The sequence below is a fragment of the Aeromonas sp. QDB56 genome, from assembly GCF_027705505.1.
Classification (GTDB): Bacteria; Pseudomonadota; Gammaproteobacteria; order Enterobacterales; family Aeromonadaceae; genus Aeromonas; species Aeromonas caviae.
The window spans coordinates 1-15,333 of sequence record NZ_JAPDBZ010000097.1 but is presented as its reverse complement, the minus strand read 5'-3'; the positions used below and the strand labels follow the sequence as shown (position 1 = coordinate 15,333).

The following is a 15,333-nucleotide window of genomic DNA, read 5'->3' as shown; positions in this document are numbered from 1 at the left end:
ATTTAGGGACTCAGAATACTTTTTTCTGAAAATCAAGGCGGCCTTCCCCGGAAAGCCGCGATGAACCATAAAAAAGGGCATGCCAACTGGCATGCCCTTTATATCCTTCCGATTATTGTGCGTCCAGATATCGCTCTGCATCGAGGGCGGCCATGCAGCCGGTTCCTGCGGAGGTGATCGCCTGGCGGTAGACGTGATCGGCCACGTCGCCGGCGGCGAACACGCCCGGGATGCTGGTCTGGGTTGCGAACCCTTCCAGTCCGCCACGCACTTTCAGATAGCCGTTTTCCATGGCCAGCTGCCCTTCGAAGATCTGGGTGTTGGGCTGGTGACCGATGGCGATGAAGACCCCCATCAGCGGCAGCTCGGAGGTGGTGTCATCCCGGGTACTGCGCAGGCGCACGCCGGTGACGCCCATGTCGTCACCCAGTACTTCGTCCAGGGTCTGGTGGGTGTGCAGGACGATATTGCCGCTCTCGACCTTGTCGTTGAGGCGCTTGATCAGGATCTTCTCGGCGCGGAACTCGTCGCGGCGATGAATGAGGTGCACCTTCTTGGCGATGTTGGCCAGATAGAGTGCCTCTTCCACGGCGGTGTTGCCACCGCCGACCACGGCCACTTCCTGGTTGCGGTAGAAGAAGCCGTCACAGGTGGCGCAGGCGGAGACGCCGCGGCCCTTGAAGGCCTCTTCGGAGGGCAGACCCAGGTATTTGGCGGAGGCGCCGGTGGCGAGGATCAGCGCATCGCAGGTGTATTCCCCGTTGTCGCCCTTGAGGCGGAAGGGACGCTCGGTCAGCGTCACTTCATTGATGTGATCAAAGAGGATGCGGGTATCGAACTTCTCTGCATGCTCTTTCATGCGCTCCATCAGGGCCGGGCCGGTCAGCCCTTCCGCGTCCCCTGGCCAGTTTTCCACTTCGGTGGTGGTGGTCAGCTGACCACCTTGCTGCATACCGGTGATAAGCAGGGGATTGAGGTTGGCGCGAGCGGCATAGACGGCCGCAGTGTAACCTGCCGGACCGGATCCCAGGATCAGCAGTTTGCTGTGAGTGACTTGGCTCATGATGTGATTTCCGAGACGTGATGAGTTTGCGCGATTGTAGGTAATTCGTGATCCGGGGTCAAAGGCCAGCGCATCGATTGGGGCAATCGCCAACAAGAGGGGTGAGCCGGGGATGGCAGGCATAAAAAAACCGCCCATCGCGGGCGGATTTTCACTCATCTACCTCCCTTTGCAGGGACGCGATCAGTTCAGCAGGGTCAGGGGATCCGTGTAAGCCAGGTTGTGGGCCACGGCAACCTCCTTGCAGGTGATTTTGCCCGCCATCACGTTCAGGCCGTGCAACAGGTGGGGATCGGCGAGCAGTGCGTTGCGATAGCCCTGTTCGGCCAGCTTGATGATGAAGGGGAGGGTGGCGTTGTTCAGGGCCACGGTAGAGGTCCGCGCCACGGCACCCGGCATGTTGGCCACGCAGTAGTGCACCACCTCGTCGACGATGAAGGTGGGATCTTCATGGGTGGTGGCATGGGAGGTCTCGACACAGCCGCCCTGGTCGATGGCCACGTCCACGATGGCTGCACCGGGTTTCATGCGAGCAATGTGGTCACGGCTGACAAGTTTTGGCGCAGTGGCGCCAGGCACCAGCACGCCGCCGATGACCAGGTCCGCCGCCAGCAGATGGCGCTCCAGGGTCTCGCGGTTGGAGTAGACCACCTTGGCAGCCCCTTGGAACTCGCTGTCGAGACGGCGCAGGGTATCGACGTTGTTGTCGAGGATGGTGACGTCGGCACGCAGGCCGACGGCCATGCGGGCTGCGTTGGAGCCCACCACACCACCACCGATGATCACCACCTTGGCCGGTTCCACACCGGGCACACCGCCGAGCAGCACGCCGCTGCCGCCACGGGATTTCTCCAGTGCCTGGGCACCGGCCTGAATAGACATGCGTCCGGCCACTTCCGACATGGGGGCCAGCAGGGGCAGACCGCCACGACCGTCCGTGACGGTTTCATAGGCGATGCAGACGGCACCACTGTCGATGAGATCCTGGGTCTGGGCCAGGTCCGGCGCCAGATGCAGATAGGTAAAGAGGGTCTGGCCGGGACGCAGCATGGCCCGTTCCACTGCCTGGGGTTCCTTGACCTTAACGACCATCTCCGCCTTGGCGAAAACTTCGGCAGCGGATGCCAGGATCTCGGCTCCGGCAGCCAGATAATCTGCGTCACTGAACCCAATGCCATTTCCTGCGCCGCTTTGGACGAAAACAGTATGGTTTCGTGCTGTCAGTTCACGTACACTGGCCGGAACCATGCCTACGCGATATTCATGGTTTTTTATTTCCTTAGGTACACCGATAATCATGCTATCCCTCGTCTATCGATTGGTGGTTTATGTTGCCTAGATGTTAAGCGACATTTGCGCCTAGTATATTCAGGTATTGACAGGATTTGTGGCCATTATTATAAAATGACTGGTGATTCTTACCAAAAAATAGCCAAAGGATGGAATTAAATGATGGAAGCTAAGAGTCGGCTAAAGGATTTGGACAGGATTGACCGCAACATTCTGAATGAACTGCAAAAGGATGGCAGGATTTCGAACGTTGAGTTGTCCAAACGAGTTGGCCTGAGTCCCACACCGTGTCTGGAACGGGTTCGTCGCCTGGAGCGACAAGGGTATATCGAAGGATATGCCGCCATTCTGAACCCTCATTATCTGGACGCGTCTCTGCTGGTGTTCGTGGAAATTACCCTCAATCGTGGCGCCCCCGATGTGTTCGAGCAGTTCAACAAGGCTGTTCAGGTGCTCGAAGAGATCCAGGAGTGCCATCTGGTGTCCGGTGATTTCGACTATCTGCTCAAGACCCGCGTCAGCGACATGTCCGCTTACCGCCGCCTGCTGGGTGAAACCCTGCTGCGTCTGCCGGGCGTCAACGACACCCGCACCTACGTGGTGATGGAAGAGGTCAAACAGAGCAGTCGTCTGGTGATCAGCACCCGATAAGCGGGGTTGTCCTGTGACTTGCAAGTTCCATGACGAGTCACGATAGTCAGAAACGAGCGGCCGGTCCGCTCGTTTCTTCTTATAGAGAGTTTCAGGCCCGCCCTCAGGCACTGGCTGACAATCGGTGGGCTTTTCAGGGATACTAGGCCCCCTATCCCCGCATTCATGTTTTCACAAAGGAGCCGGAGTTTGGCCGATAAAAAGCTGTTTACTCCTTTATCAGGTACACAACGGATCTTCGAGGCCGTCTTGATCGCCATCACCCTGATGGCTGCCTATCTTTTGCTTGCCCTGTTGACCTACCATCCCGCCGATCCCGGCTGGTCGCAAACCTCCTGGCAAGGGGAGGTGAAAAACCTCGCGGGCAGCGCCGGTGCCTGGCTCGCCGACATCACCATGTTTACCTTCGGGGCCTTCTCCTATCTGGTGCCCCCCCTGGTGGTGCTGCTTGGCTGGAGCCTGTTCTGGCGCCCGAGCAAGCTGCTGGAAGTGGACTACCTCACCCTGTCGGTACGGATCATCGGCTTCGTGCTGACGGTGCTTGGCATGTCCGCCATCGCAAGCATGAACTTCAACGACTTGCAGAACTTTTCCGCCGGCGGCCTGGTGGGGGATGTGATCGCCTCCGCCGTGGTGCCGCTGTTTGGCGGCGTGGGGGCTAACCTGATGCTGCTCTGCTTCGTGGCGACCGGCATCACCCTCTTAACCGGCTGGTCCTGGCTCACCATTGTCGAGCGCATCGGTGCCGCCTGCACCGGCTCTGTCAGCGCCATCTACCATTTCCCCACCACCCTGGGCCGCTGGCTCACCGGTGGCTGGCGCCAGCCCCGCTATGAGGGGCCGGATCCCCTGCTGGAAGGGGGTGTGGGCAGCTTCGATCAGGAAGAGGATGACGAAGACCCCCACGGCAGCTGGACACGCAACCCCAAGGCGAAGAATCGCGCTAAAAAGACAAAAGCTGACGAATGGCTGCCGGAGCTTGACGAAGACACCTTCCAGTTCGATCCGCAGTTTGACGACGAAGAGGACGAGGCTCCGGCGCCTGCCGCCAAGGGCAAGCGCGTGGCCAATGGCCGTCCGCGTCCTGCCGTGCGCCAGGAAGAAGATGACCTCGACTTGCCCTGGGCGGAGGGGGATGACGAACCCGATGCTCCCGTTGCCGCTGCGCCGGTGAAAGCCAAGCGCCGTCCCCAGCCCGGTCTGGCCCCTTTGCCGAGCATCGATCTGCTGGACAGGCCGCCCGCCAAGACCCAGATGATGAGCAAGGACGAGCTGGAGCGCATGGGCCGGCTGGTGGAGGCGAAGCTCGCCGATTACAACGTGCAGGCCAAGGTGGTGGGCGTCTATCCCGGTCCCGTCATTACCCGCTTCGAGCTGGACCTGGCGCCGGGCATGAAGGCGAGCAAGATCACCAATCTTTCCCGGGATCTCGCCCGTTCTCTCTCTGCCAGCAGCGTGCGGGTGGTGGAAGTGATCCCGGGCAAGACGTTCGTCGGGATCGAGCTGCCCAACCGGGTACGCCAGACCGTCTACCTGCGGGAAACTCTCGACTGCGAGGCGTTCGCGGCCAGCCGCAATCCGCTCACCATGGGGCTGGGTCAGGACATCGCGGGGGAACCCGTGGTGGTGAACCTCGCCAAGATGCCTCACCTGCTGGTGGCCGGTACCACGGGCTCGGGCAAGTCGGTGGGGGTGAACACCATGATCATCTCCATGCTCTACAAATCCTCCCCCGAGGATCTGCGCTTCATCATGATCGACCCCAAGATGCTGGAGCTCTCGGTCTACGAAGGCATTCCGCATCTGCTGACCGAGGTGGTCACCGATATGAAGGATGCCGCCAACGCCCTGCGCTGGTGCGTAGGCGAGATGGAGCGTCGCTACAAGCTGATGTCTGCGGTCGGGGTGCGCAACCTCAAGGGGTACAACGACAAGGTGCTGGCGGCCATCGAGGCGGGAGATCCCCTGGGCGACCCCCTGTGGCGTCCGGGCGACTCCATGGATCAGATGCCGCCGGAGCTGGAAAAACTGCCCCACATCGTGGTGGTGGTGGACGAGTTCGCCGACATGATGATGATCGTCGGCAAGAAGGTGGAAGAGCTTATCGCCCGTATCGCCCAGAAGGCCCGGGCGGCCGGCATTCACCTCATCCTCGCCACCCAGCGTCCGTCGGTGGATGTCATTACCGGCCTCATCAAGGCCAACATCCCGACCCGGATCTCCTTCCAGGTGTCGAGCAAGATCGATTCGCGCACCATCCTGGACCAGGGGGGCGCCGAATCCCTGCTCGGTATGGGTGACATGCTCTACATGCCTGCCGGCACCTCCAACCCCACCCGTGTCCACGGTGCCTTTGTCGATGACCACGAGGTACACAAGGTGGTGGCGGACTGGAAACTGCGTGGCGAGCCGGATTACATCGACGAGATCCTCTCCGGCGAGTCGGACGGCGAGGGCGGCGGCGGCGACTTCGGCGGGGGCGGCGATGAAGAGCTCGATCCCCTGTTCGACGAGGCGGTGGCCTTCGTGGTGGAATCCCGCCGTGGCTCCACCTCCAGCGTCCAGCGCAAGTTCAAGATTGGTTACAACCGTGCGGCCCGTCTCATCGAGCAGATGGAAAACCAGGGCATCGTCAGCGCCCCGGGTGGCAACGGCCAGCGCGACGTGCTGGCACCGCCGCCGGTTCGTGACTAAGCCTAGCTCCTGTATCATTCTGGCCATGCCCTCTGCGGGCGTGGCCATTTATCGAGAACCTCCCTATGAAGAGCCTGATGAAAAAACAACTGTTGATGGGTTCCATTCTGCTGGTCGCCAGCAGCCAGGTATGGGCCGATGCGGCCAGCGATCTCAAGGAGAAGCTCTCCTCCGTCAATGTCTTCTCCGCGACGTTTGCCCAGACCGTTTATGACAGCAAGGGCAAGGAGCTGCAAAAGGCGAGCGGCTCCCTGCTGGTGCAGCGACCCAACCGCTTCAACTGGCACACTACCTCCCCGGACGAGAGCCTGATCGTGGCCGATGGCAAGGATGTGTGGGTGTACGATCCCTTCGTCGAGCAGGTCACCGCCCTCAAGATGAAGGATGCGGTGCTCAACACCCCCTTCGTGCTCATCGCGGGCAACGACAACAGCCTCTGGAAGAACTATGACGTGACCCAGGAAGGGGATGTCTATACCGTCACCAGCCGCAACAAGGACGAGCTGATCGCCTCCTTTCGCATCACCTTCGACCGTCAGAACAACATCAGTCGCTTCGACGTGAAAGAGGCCCAGGGCCAGTGGAGCGAGTTCACCCTGAGCAGCTTCAACCGCAAGCCGGTGCTCAAGGGCAACGAATTTGTCTTCAAGATCCCGAAGGGGGTCGAGTTGGACGACCAGCGCTGATGAGCCAGCCGTTACCGGCGTTATCGTCTGACCGGGTGTTGTTTATGACCGATCAGATGCAAGGTCAATGCAGATGAGCAATTTATCCCTGGATTTCTCCTCGGACTTTCGTCCGCTTGCGGCCCGGATGCGGCCGCAAACCCTCGAGCAGTACATCGGCCAGCAGCATATCCTGGGGCCGGACAAGCCCCTGCGAAAAGCGATCCTGGCGGGGCACTGCCACTCCATGATCCTCTGGGGCCCCCCCGGCACCGGCAAGACCACGCTGGCAGAACTGGTTGCCCACTACTGCCAGGCGGAGGTGGAGCGGCTCTCGGCGGTCACCTCCGGCATCAAGGAGATCCGCGCGGCCCTCGACAAGGCGAAGGAGAACGGCTGGCGCGGGGTGCGCACCATCCTGTTCGTGGATGAAGTCCACCGTTTCAACAAGAGCCAGCAGGATGTCTTCCTGCCCCACATCGAAGACGGCACCATCACCTTCATCGGCGCCACCACCGAGAACCCCTCGTTCGAGCTCAACAACGCGCTGCTCTCCCGGGCCCGGGTCTATCTGCTCAAGAGGCTGGAGGAGCAGGATATCCTCGCTATGATCGATCAGGCGATGCAGGACCCGCGCGGGCTCAATGACCCTAGCCTGCGCTTTGCCCCCGGGGCCAAGGAGGCGCTGGCGAAAGCCGTGGATGGAGACGGGCGCAAGTCTCTGAACTATCTGGAGCTCCTGGCCGACATGGCCGAGGCCGACAGCTCAGGGGCGCGAGTGATCGACAGTACCCTGCTCGCCGCCGTGGTGGGGGAGCACGTGGCCCGTTTCGACAAGGGCGGCGATCACTTTTACGACCTCATCTCGGCGGTGCACAAGTCCATTCGCGGCTCGGCACCGGATGCGGCCCTCTACTGGTATGCCCGCATGGTGAGCGCCGGCTGCGATCCCCTCTACATCGCCCGCCGCTTGCTGGCGATTGCCTCGGAAGACGTGGGCAACGCCGATCCCCGTGCCATGCAGGTGGCGCTCTCGGCCTGGGACTGCTTCCATCGCATCGGCCCGGCGGAAGGGGAGCGGGCCATCGCCCAGGCCATCGTCTACCTCGCCTGCGCCCCCAAGAGCAATGCGGTCTACATCGCCTGGAAGGCGGCGCTTCACGACGCCAAGAACCTGCCGGACTTCGAGGTGCCACCGCACCTTCGCAATGCACCGACCAAGCTGATGAGCGAGCTGGGCTACGGCGCCGAATATCGCTACGCCCACGACGAGCCGGGGGCCTATGCCGCCGGCGAGCAGTACTTCCCCCCGGAGCTTGCCGGCAAGCAGTACTATCAACCCACCGAGCGGGGGCTTGAGAAGCAGATAGCCCAGAAGCTCGACTATCTGCACGAGCTGGACAAGCAGAGCCCGCGCAAGCGATAGGAAAGACCTTCAAGCCCCTTGCCCGGAAAGCGCACGGCAAAGGCATCAGGGGAGGGGGGCCCGGCAAAAACGGGCGTAATAGTCCCTGTTCGGGCGGGGGGGCGGTCTGCTACACTGCCCGTCTGACCCCGGTTGTCTTGGCCTTGCACCATCTTCTTGATTTCGAAGGCCCGATTCCGAAGGCAAAGGGGTGCGCCAACCGATGTTAACTTCCGGATCTGTTTCCCAACCCGGTCACGATGACCCGGGCCCAGATCCCATTAAAAAAAGTAGGTAAACCATGCTGGATCCCAAATATCTGCGCAGCGACATCACCGAAGCTGCCGCTCGTCTGGCGACACGTGGCTACGTTCTGGACGTAGCGGCGGTCAATGTTCTGGAAGAGAAACGCAAGGATCTGCAGTCCCGCACCCAGGAGCTGCAGGCCGAGCGCAACGCCCGCTCCAAGTCCATCGGTGAGGCTGCCCGTCGTGGTGAAGATGTTGCCCCCCTCAAGGCCGAGGTGACCAAGATCAACGACGAGCTCGAGACCAGCAAGGTCGAGCTGGAGGCCCTGCTGGCCCAGCTCAAGGGGATCGCCGACGCCATCCCCAACCTGCCGAGCGAGACCGCCCCGGTGGGCCGTGACGAGAACGACAACGTGGAGGTCCGCCGCTGGGGTACCCCGCGTGAGTTCGATTTCCCGGTACGCGATCACATCGATCTGGGTGAGGCGGCCAAGGGGGTCGACTTCAAGAACGGCGTCAAGCTCTCCGGCGCCCGTTTCGTGGTCATGAAGGGCCAGATTGCCCGTCTGCACCGCGCCCTGGCCCAGTTCATGCTGGACCTGCACACCCTGCAGCACGGCTACACCGAGTGCTACGTGCCCTATCTGGTCAACCCGGACAGCCTGTACGGCACCGGCCAGCTGCCCAAGTTCTCCCAGGATCTCTTCAATACCGGCATCGAAGGGGAAGGGGAAGACGAAGGCAAGGTGCGCAAGTTCTCCCTCATCCCGACCTCCGAAGTGCCGCTCACCAACATGGCCCGTGACGAGATCTTCGACGAGCAGGAGCTGCCCATCAAGATGACCGCCCACAGCCCCTGCTTCCGCTCCGAAGCGGGCTCCTACGGTCGTGATACCCGTGGCCTCATCCGTATGCACCAGTTCGACAAGGTCGAGATGGTGCAACTGGTGCACCCGGAAAAATCCTGGGATGCCCTGGAAGAGATGGTGGGTCACGCCGAGAAGGTGCTGCAACTGCTGGAGCTGCCGTATCGCGTGATGGCGCTTTCCACCGGTGACATGGGCTTCTGCGCCGCCAAGACCTACGATCTGGAAGTGTGGCTGCCGGCCCAGAACACCTATCGCGAGATCTCCTCCGTTTCCAACTGCACCGACTTCCAGGCGCGCCGCATGCAGGCTCGCGTGCGCATCGACGGCAAGCCGCAGCTCATTCACACCCTGAATGGTTCCGGTCTGGCGGTGGGTCGTACCCTGGTGGCCGTGCTCGAGAACTACCAGCAGGCAGATGGCCGCATCGCCATCCCGGCTGCGCTGCAATCCTACATGGGCGGCCTGACCCACATCGGGTAAGCGCTCGTTGCAGACGACAACGCCATGGCATGCCATGGCGTTGTGCATTCTGGGCCCGGGAAACCCGCCGCAAGGGGAAGGGATAGCTTCCTTCGGGCCTGTAACACAATTTTATCAAGCATTGCGCAATCGTTTTTGTTAGACTGCGCCGCAATTTCGCAGGACATCTTTTTCTATGGTCTGGATTGATTACGCCATCATCGGCATCGTCGGTTTCTCCGCCCTCATCAGCCTGGTGCGCGGCTTTCTCAAGGAGGCCATGTCTCTGGTCACCTGGTTCGTCGCCTTTTTCATTGCCAGCCATTTCTATCCCGATCTCGCCGTCTATTTCACCTCTTTTTCCGATGCCATGGTTCGCAACGGTCTGGCCATCGCCGCCCTGTTCGTGGCGACCCTGATCCTGGGGAGCGTGGTGAACTACGTGGTGGGCCTGCTGGTGGAAAAGACCGGGCTTTCCGGCACCGACAGGGTGCTCGGGGTCTGTTTTGGCGCCATTCGCGGGGTGCTGATCGTCAGCGCCCTGTTGTTTTTCATGGATACCTTCACCAGCCTCTCCCAGAGCGACTGGTGGGTGGCGTCCAGGCTGGTGCCGGAGTTCAAGCCGGTGATCCAGTGGTTTTTCGGGTTCATGATGAACTCGTCCAGTTTTCTTCAACAGGTACAGTGACTTCGAGGTAGCAAAGACATGTGCGGTATTGTCGGTATAGTTGGCACCACCCCCGTCAATCAGGCCCTCTACGACGCCTTGACGGTGTTGCAGCACAGGGGACAGGATGCCGCCGGGATCGTGACCATTGACAGTGGAAACTTCCGGCAACGCAAGGCCAACGGTCTGGTGAAGGATGTGTTTGAAGTGCGCCACATGCAGCGCCTGAAAGGGAATATCGGCATCGGACACGTCCGTTATCCCACCGCAGGCAGCTCCAGTGCGGCAGAGGCGCAGCCGTTTTACGTGAACTCCCCCTACGGCATGGTGCTGGCCCACAACGGCAACCTCACCAACGCCAAGGAGCTCAAGGAGCAGCAGTTCAAGGTGGCCCGCCGCCACATCAACACCACCTCGGACTCCGAAGTGCTGTTGAACGTGCTGGCCCACGAGCTGGACTTGTGCGACAAGATGGCGCTGCGCCCGGAAGATATCTTCTCGGCGGTGCGCAAGGTGCACCAGCAGATCCGCGGCGCCTATGCCGTGGTCTCTCTGGTGATCGGCCACGGCCTCATCGGGTTCCGTGACCCGAACGGCATTCGCCCGCTGATCCTGGGTCGCCGGGTCGACGAGCAGGGGCAGGTGGAGTACATGCTCGCCTCCGAGAGCGTGGCACTCGACGCCATCGGCTTCGAGACGGTGCGTGACGTCGCCCCGGGCGAGGCCATCTACATCACCGAGCAGGGCCAGCTCTTCTCCGAGCAGTGTGCGGAGAACCCGCAGATGAATCCCTGCATCTTCGAATACGTCTACTTCGCCCGCCCCGACTCCTTCATCGACAAGGTCTCCGTCTATGCCGCCCGCCTCAACATGGGTCGCAAGCTGGGCCAGAAGATCGCACGGGAGTGGGATGATCTCGACGTGGACGTGGTCATCCCCATCCCCGAGACCTCCTGCGACGTGGCGCTGGAAATCGCCCACACCCTGGGCCTGCCGTACCGTCAGGGCTTCGTGAAGAACCGCTACATCGGCCGTACCTTCATCATGCCGGGCCAGACCCAGCGCAAGAAGTCGGTGCGCCGCAAGCTCAACGCCATCAGCTCCGAATTCAAGGGCAAGAAGGTGTTGCTGGTGGACGACTCCATCGTGCGGGGCACCACCTCCGAGCAGATCATCCAGATGGCCCGTGAAGCGGGGGCCGACAAGGTCTACTTCGCCTCGGCCGCGCCGGAAATTCGCTTCCCCAACGTCTACGGCATCGACATGCCCACCGCCAACGAGCTCATTGCCCATGGCCGTGAAGTGGAAGAGGTGTGCAAGCTTATCGGTGCCGACGGCCTCATCTTCCAGGATCTGGAAGATCTGGAAGAGGCGGTGCGGGAGATCAACCCCGAGCTGCGCCACTTCGAGACCTCGGTCTTCAACGGCCACTATGTGACCTCCGACGTGGATCAGGGTTATCTGGACCACCTCAATGCCCTGCGCAGCGACGACAACAAGGCCGTGCGCGAGTGGCAGGAAGGGACCAGCAACCTCGAGATCTTCAACGAAGGCAGTTAAACGTTTTCAGATTGCCAGCGTGATGAACAACAGGGGGGCCTCGGCCCCCCTGTTGCATGGATGCGCCTTGCGGCGAAACTGAGGGGGGCCTCAGGCCAGATCCTCCCCGTTGCTCGCGATCACCTTCTTGTACCACCAGAACGACTTCTTGCGCCGGCGGGCCAGGGTGCCATGGCCGGCGTCGTCCCGGTCCACGTGGACGAAGCCATAGCGCTTGCTCATCTCGCCGGTGGAGGCGGAGACGAGATCGATGCAGCCCCAGCTGGTGTACCCCATCAGGGGCACGCCGTCCTCGATGGCGTCCCCCATGGCCTCGATGTGGGCGCGCAGGTAGTCGATGCGGTAGTCGTCCTCTATCTCCCCTTGCTCGTTCACTTCGTCCACTGCACCCAGGCCGTTTTCCACCAGGAAGAGCGGCTTCTGGTAGCGATCGTGCAAGGTGTTGAGGGTGATGCGAAGGCCCAGGGGATCGATGCCCCAGCCCCACTCGCTCACCTCGATGTGGGGATTGCGCAGGGACTTGACCACGTTGGCCTCGCTGGTGTTGCCCGCATTCATGTCGGCGGCGGCGCAGCGGGAGGCGTAGTAGCTGAAGGAGACGAAATCCACGGTGTGCCTGAGGATCTCGTCATCTTCCGGCTCCTTCACCAGAGTGATCCCCTTGTCACGAAACACCCTCTGCGCATAGGCCGGATAGGCGCCCCTGGCCTGCACGTCGATGAAGAGGAGGTTCTCCCGATCTTTCTGGAGGGCGGTCCAGACGTCGGCGGGCTTGCAGGAGTAGGGGTAGAAGTTGCCCCCCGCCAGCATGCAGCCCACCTGGTTGGCCGGGTTCACTTCGTGGGCGATCCGGGTCGCCAGGGCGCTGGCCACCAGCTCGTGGTGGGCGACCTGATACTTCACCTGATCCTGGTGCTCCCCTTGCTCGAACACCAGCCCCGCCCCGGAGAAGGGGCTGTGCAGCAGGATGTTGATCTCGTTGAAGGTGAGCCAGTACTTCACCAGGCCGTCGAACTGCTCGAAGCAGGTGCGGGCGTAGCGGGTGAAAAACTCCACCATCTGGCGGTTGCGCCAGGAGCCGTACTGGGTCACCAGGTGCATGGGCACATCGAAGTGGCACAGGGTCACCAGGGGCTCGATGTTGTACTTTCTGCACTCCTCGAACACCGCACGGTAGAAGGCGATGCCCTCGGCATTGGGCTCGCGCTCGTCCCCCCTGGGGTAGAGACGGGCCCAGGCGATGGAGGTGCGAAACACGGTGAAGCCCATCTCGGCCATCAGGGCGATGTCCTCCCGATAGCGGTGATAGAAGTCGATGGCCCCGTGGCTTGGGTAGAACTCGTCATCTTGCAGGGTGATGCGCTTCTTCTGGCCTAGTTTGACCGCCATGCGGCGCGGGCCGTGGGGGATCATGTCCACCGTGGTCAGCCCCTTGCCCCCCTCGAGATAGCCGCCCTCCGCCTGATTGGCGGCCAGGGCTCCGCCCCAGAGAAAGCCCTCGGGAAATCTTGTTAACGACATTGGTTACCTCTTGTCATGTCTGAATGGGGTGTCACAGCCCGGCCTGCGCCTGGCTGGTGGCGACGGGTTGCACGGGCTCGGCGCGGGGGGCCGGGCTCTCGACCGGGATGTCCTCGAACCCCATAACCAGGGTCAGCACGAAGGAGAGCACCACCGAGAGGGCCATCACGCCGAACACCCAGGCGATGGTCATGGGGTTGGCCGGATCGAAGAACTGCACGCTGGTAAAGAGCCCGGGGGCGGCCATGGAGTGGCTGGCGAGCCCCGCCATGCCGGCGACGGCACCGCAGACAAAGCCGCTGATGAGGCTCGCGATGAGCGGACGCTTGAGGCGCAGGGCCACACCGTAGAGCGCGGGTTCGGAGATCCCCGTCATGATGGCGGAGGCGGCCGCCGCGAGCGCCGTCTGGCGCAGTTCCGGGTTTCGGGTGCGCCAGGCCACCGCCAGGGACGAGCCGCCAAGAGAGAGATTGGCGCCGATTTCGGAGGGCATGACCATGCCTTCCTTGCCGGTCTCGGCGATGGTCTGGATGATGGTCGGGGTGAAGACGCGGTGCATGCCGGTCATCACCAGCAGGGGCCAGAGCGCCCCCATGATGGCCACCGACAGCCAGCCCAGGTAGTCGTGGACCGTGTAGACCAGGCCGGAGATGGCGGTGCCAATCCAGATGCCGACGGGGCCGATGAAGAGGATGGCGAGGGGGGCCGCGATCAGCACGATCAGCATGGGTTTGAGGAAGTTCTTGGTGACCGCCGGGGTGATGCGGTCGACCCAGCCCTCGATGTAGGAGAGGCACCAGGTCATCACCAGCGCCGGAATGACGGTGTAGGTGTATTTGACCGCGGTCACCGGGACTAGGGCGAAGGTCACCTGCTCCCTTTCGGCGGCTCTGGCCATCAGCTCGATGAAGCTGGGGTGCACCAGCACCCCGGCGATGGCGATGGCCAGGGACATGTTGGTCTTGAACTTGACGGCGGCGGAGGCGGCCACCATCAGGGGCAGGAAGAAGAAGGCCCCATCCCCGGCTACCGTGAGGATGGTGAGGGTCGAGGAGCCTTTCTCCAGTACGCCGGTCATCTCCAGCACCATGGCCAGCAGCTTGAGCATGGAGCCGCCGATGATGGCCGGGATGAGGGGGGACATGGTGCCGATCAGGGCGTCGAGGATGGCGGCGCCCATGCGGCGCAGGCTCCAGCCAGCGGAAGCCTCCGGAAGCGGAGTCTGCCCACCGCCCTGGGGCAGCAGGGCCAGCACTTCGCGATAGGCGTGGGAGACGGTGTTGCCGATGATCACCTGACACTGGTTGTCCGCCTGCACCACCCCGAGCACGCCCGTGATGGCCTTGAGGGCAGGGCCATTGACCCGGGCGGGATCGCCGAGCACAAAGCGCAGCCGCGTCATGCAGTGGGTCACGGCGACGACGTTGTCGGCGCCGCCGAGTGCGGTGATGACGGTACCGGCCAGAGCCGCATAGTTTTTTGACATCGAGGTAGATCCTTTTAACCAAGTGGGCCTGCTCGCCCCCGCCGCCGCGAAGGGCGGGAACGCGCATGAAACTGAGTGTGGAACCGGTTCCACATGGAGTGCGCGGCCTGAGCGCGGGAGACAAGCATCTTGTGCAGCGAGCGTCCGGATCCGTGAATGGCATCACTGAACCCGGGCCTGCACGCCATTCGTGCGACGACAAGCCGGGGGCGGTGCAGTACACTGCGCCCCGTTACGAGCAAGGGAGAACACAATGACGACGATGCTGGAGGTGGCAAGGCGGGCAGGGGTGTCGAAGGCGACGGTCTCCCGGGTGTTGTCGGGCAATGGTTACACCAGCCAGGAGACCCGGGACCGGGTGCAGCAGGCCATCGAGGAGTGCGGCTATCGCCCCAACCTGGTGGCGAGGCAGCTGGCGACCAGGCACACCCGGACCCTGGGACTGGTGGTCACCAACACCCTCTACCACGGCGTCTACTTCGGCGAGCTGCTCTCCCAGGTGGCGCGGATGACCGAGGATCGCGGGCGCCAGCTCATACTGGCGGACGGCAAGCACAGCGCCGACGAGGAGCGCCAGGCCATCCAGTATCTGCTCGATTCCCGTTGCGATGGCGTCATCATCTATCCGCGCTTTCTTGGGGTGGAGGAGATGGACGAGATCATCGAGCAGCATGAGCAGCCCATCTTAAATGCGAAAGGGGACTCCCTCCGACGTAGGTGGGAGGGGAATTTCGCCGGGGCGTCAGCCCCGCTGG

At 62.2% G+C, this 15,333-nt stretch carries 12 protein-coding genes; 8 read left to right on the top strand and 4 right to left on the bottom strand.

Annotation, left to right across the window (positions count from 1 at the left end):
• Positions 1-112 precede the first annotated feature (112 nt).
• Complete coding sequence (gene trxB, locus OKB81_RS14475; RefSeq protein ID WP_010674516.1) at positions 113-1,063, bottom strand: thioredoxin-disulfide reductase; 951 nt, start codon at positions 1,061-1,063, stop codon at positions 113-115.
• 183 nt (positions 1,064-1,246) lie between these two features.
• Positions 1,247-2,362 (bottom strand): alanine dehydrogenase, encoded by a 1,116-nt coding sequence (gene ald / locus OKB81_RS14470; RefSeq protein WP_160838775.1) that lies wholly within the window; start codon positions 2,360-2,362, stop codon positions 1,247-1,249.
• A 150-nt stretch (positions 2,363-2,512) separates the two neighbouring features.
• Between ald and lrp the strand changes: the two genes are divergently transcribed.
• The 7 genes from lrp (at position 2,513) to purF (ending at position 11,571) form a co-directional block, all read left to right on the top strand.
• Positions 2,513-3,004: a leucine-responsive transcriptional regulator Lrp gene (lrp, locus tag OKB81_RS14465; protein ID WP_005300047.1), complete on the top strand. Its 492-nt coding sequence runs from the start codon at positions 2,513-2,515 to the stop codon at positions 3,002-3,004.
• 189 nt (positions 3,005-3,193) lie between these two features.
• Positions 3,194-5,698 (top strand): DNA translocase FtsK, encoded by a 2,505-nt coding sequence (locus tag OKB81_RS14460; RefSeq protein ID WP_160838773.1) that lies wholly within the window; start codon positions 3,194-3,196, stop codon positions 5,696-5,698.
• Positions 5,699-5,775: 77 nt separating this feature from the next.
• Positions 5,776-6,384, top strand: coding sequence for an outer membrane lipoprotein chaperone LolA (gene lolA / locus OKB81_RS14455; RefSeq protein WP_039039163.1), 609 nt, complete (start codon positions 5,776-5,778; stop codon positions 6,382-6,384).
• A 67-nt stretch (positions 6,385-6,451) separates the two neighbouring features.
• Positions 6,452-7,789, top strand: a complete 1,338-nt coding sequence (locus OKB81_RS14450) for a replication-associated recombination protein A (RefSeq protein WP_160838771.1) — start codon at positions 6,452-6,454, stop codon at positions 7,787-7,789.
• A gap of 280 nt (positions 7,790-8,069) precedes the next feature.
• Positions 8,070-9,365: a serine--tRNA ligase gene (gene serS, locus OKB81_RS14445; protein WP_010674521.1), complete on the top strand. Its 1,296-nt coding sequence runs from the start codon at positions 8,070-8,072 to the stop codon at positions 9,363-9,365.
• 175 nt (positions 9,366-9,540) lie between these two features.
• Entirely contained in the window at positions 9,541-10,032 is a 492-nt protein-coding gene (locus tag OKB81_RS14440; RefSeq protein ID WP_010674522.1) for a CvpA family protein, read from the top strand.
• Between the two features lie 18 nt (positions 10,033-10,050).
• Positions 10,051-11,571, top strand: coding sequence for an amidophosphoribosyltransferase (purF, locus tag OKB81_RS14435; RefSeq protein WP_069785463.1), 1,521 nt, complete (start codon positions 10,051-10,053; stop codon positions 11,569-11,571).
• A 90-nt stretch (positions 11,572-11,661) separates the two neighbouring features.
• Here the strand turns inward: purF and OKB81_RS14430 are convergent, their stop codons facing one another.
• On the bottom strand, positions 11,662-13,092 hold the full coding sequence (locus tag OKB81_RS14430) for a 6-phospho-beta-glucosidase (RefSeq protein WP_270666499.1): 1,431 nt from the start codon (positions 13,090-13,092) through the stop codon (positions 11,662-11,664).
• A 31-nt stretch (positions 13,093-13,123) separates the two neighbouring features.
• Positions 13,124-14,578, bottom strand: a complete 1,455-nt coding sequence (ascF, locus tag OKB81_RS14425; protein WP_052815252.1) for a PTS cellobiose/arbutin/salicin transporter subunit IIBC — start codon at positions 14,576-14,578, stop codon at positions 13,124-13,126.
• 253 nt (positions 14,579-14,831) lie between these two features.
• On the opposite strand from ascF, the gene OKB81_RS14420 reads away from it, so the two are divergent.
• On the top strand, positions 14,832-15,333 hold a 502-nt coding region (locus tag OKB81_RS14420), incomplete at its 3' end, for a LacI family DNA-binding transcriptional regulator (RefSeq protein WP_270663978.1).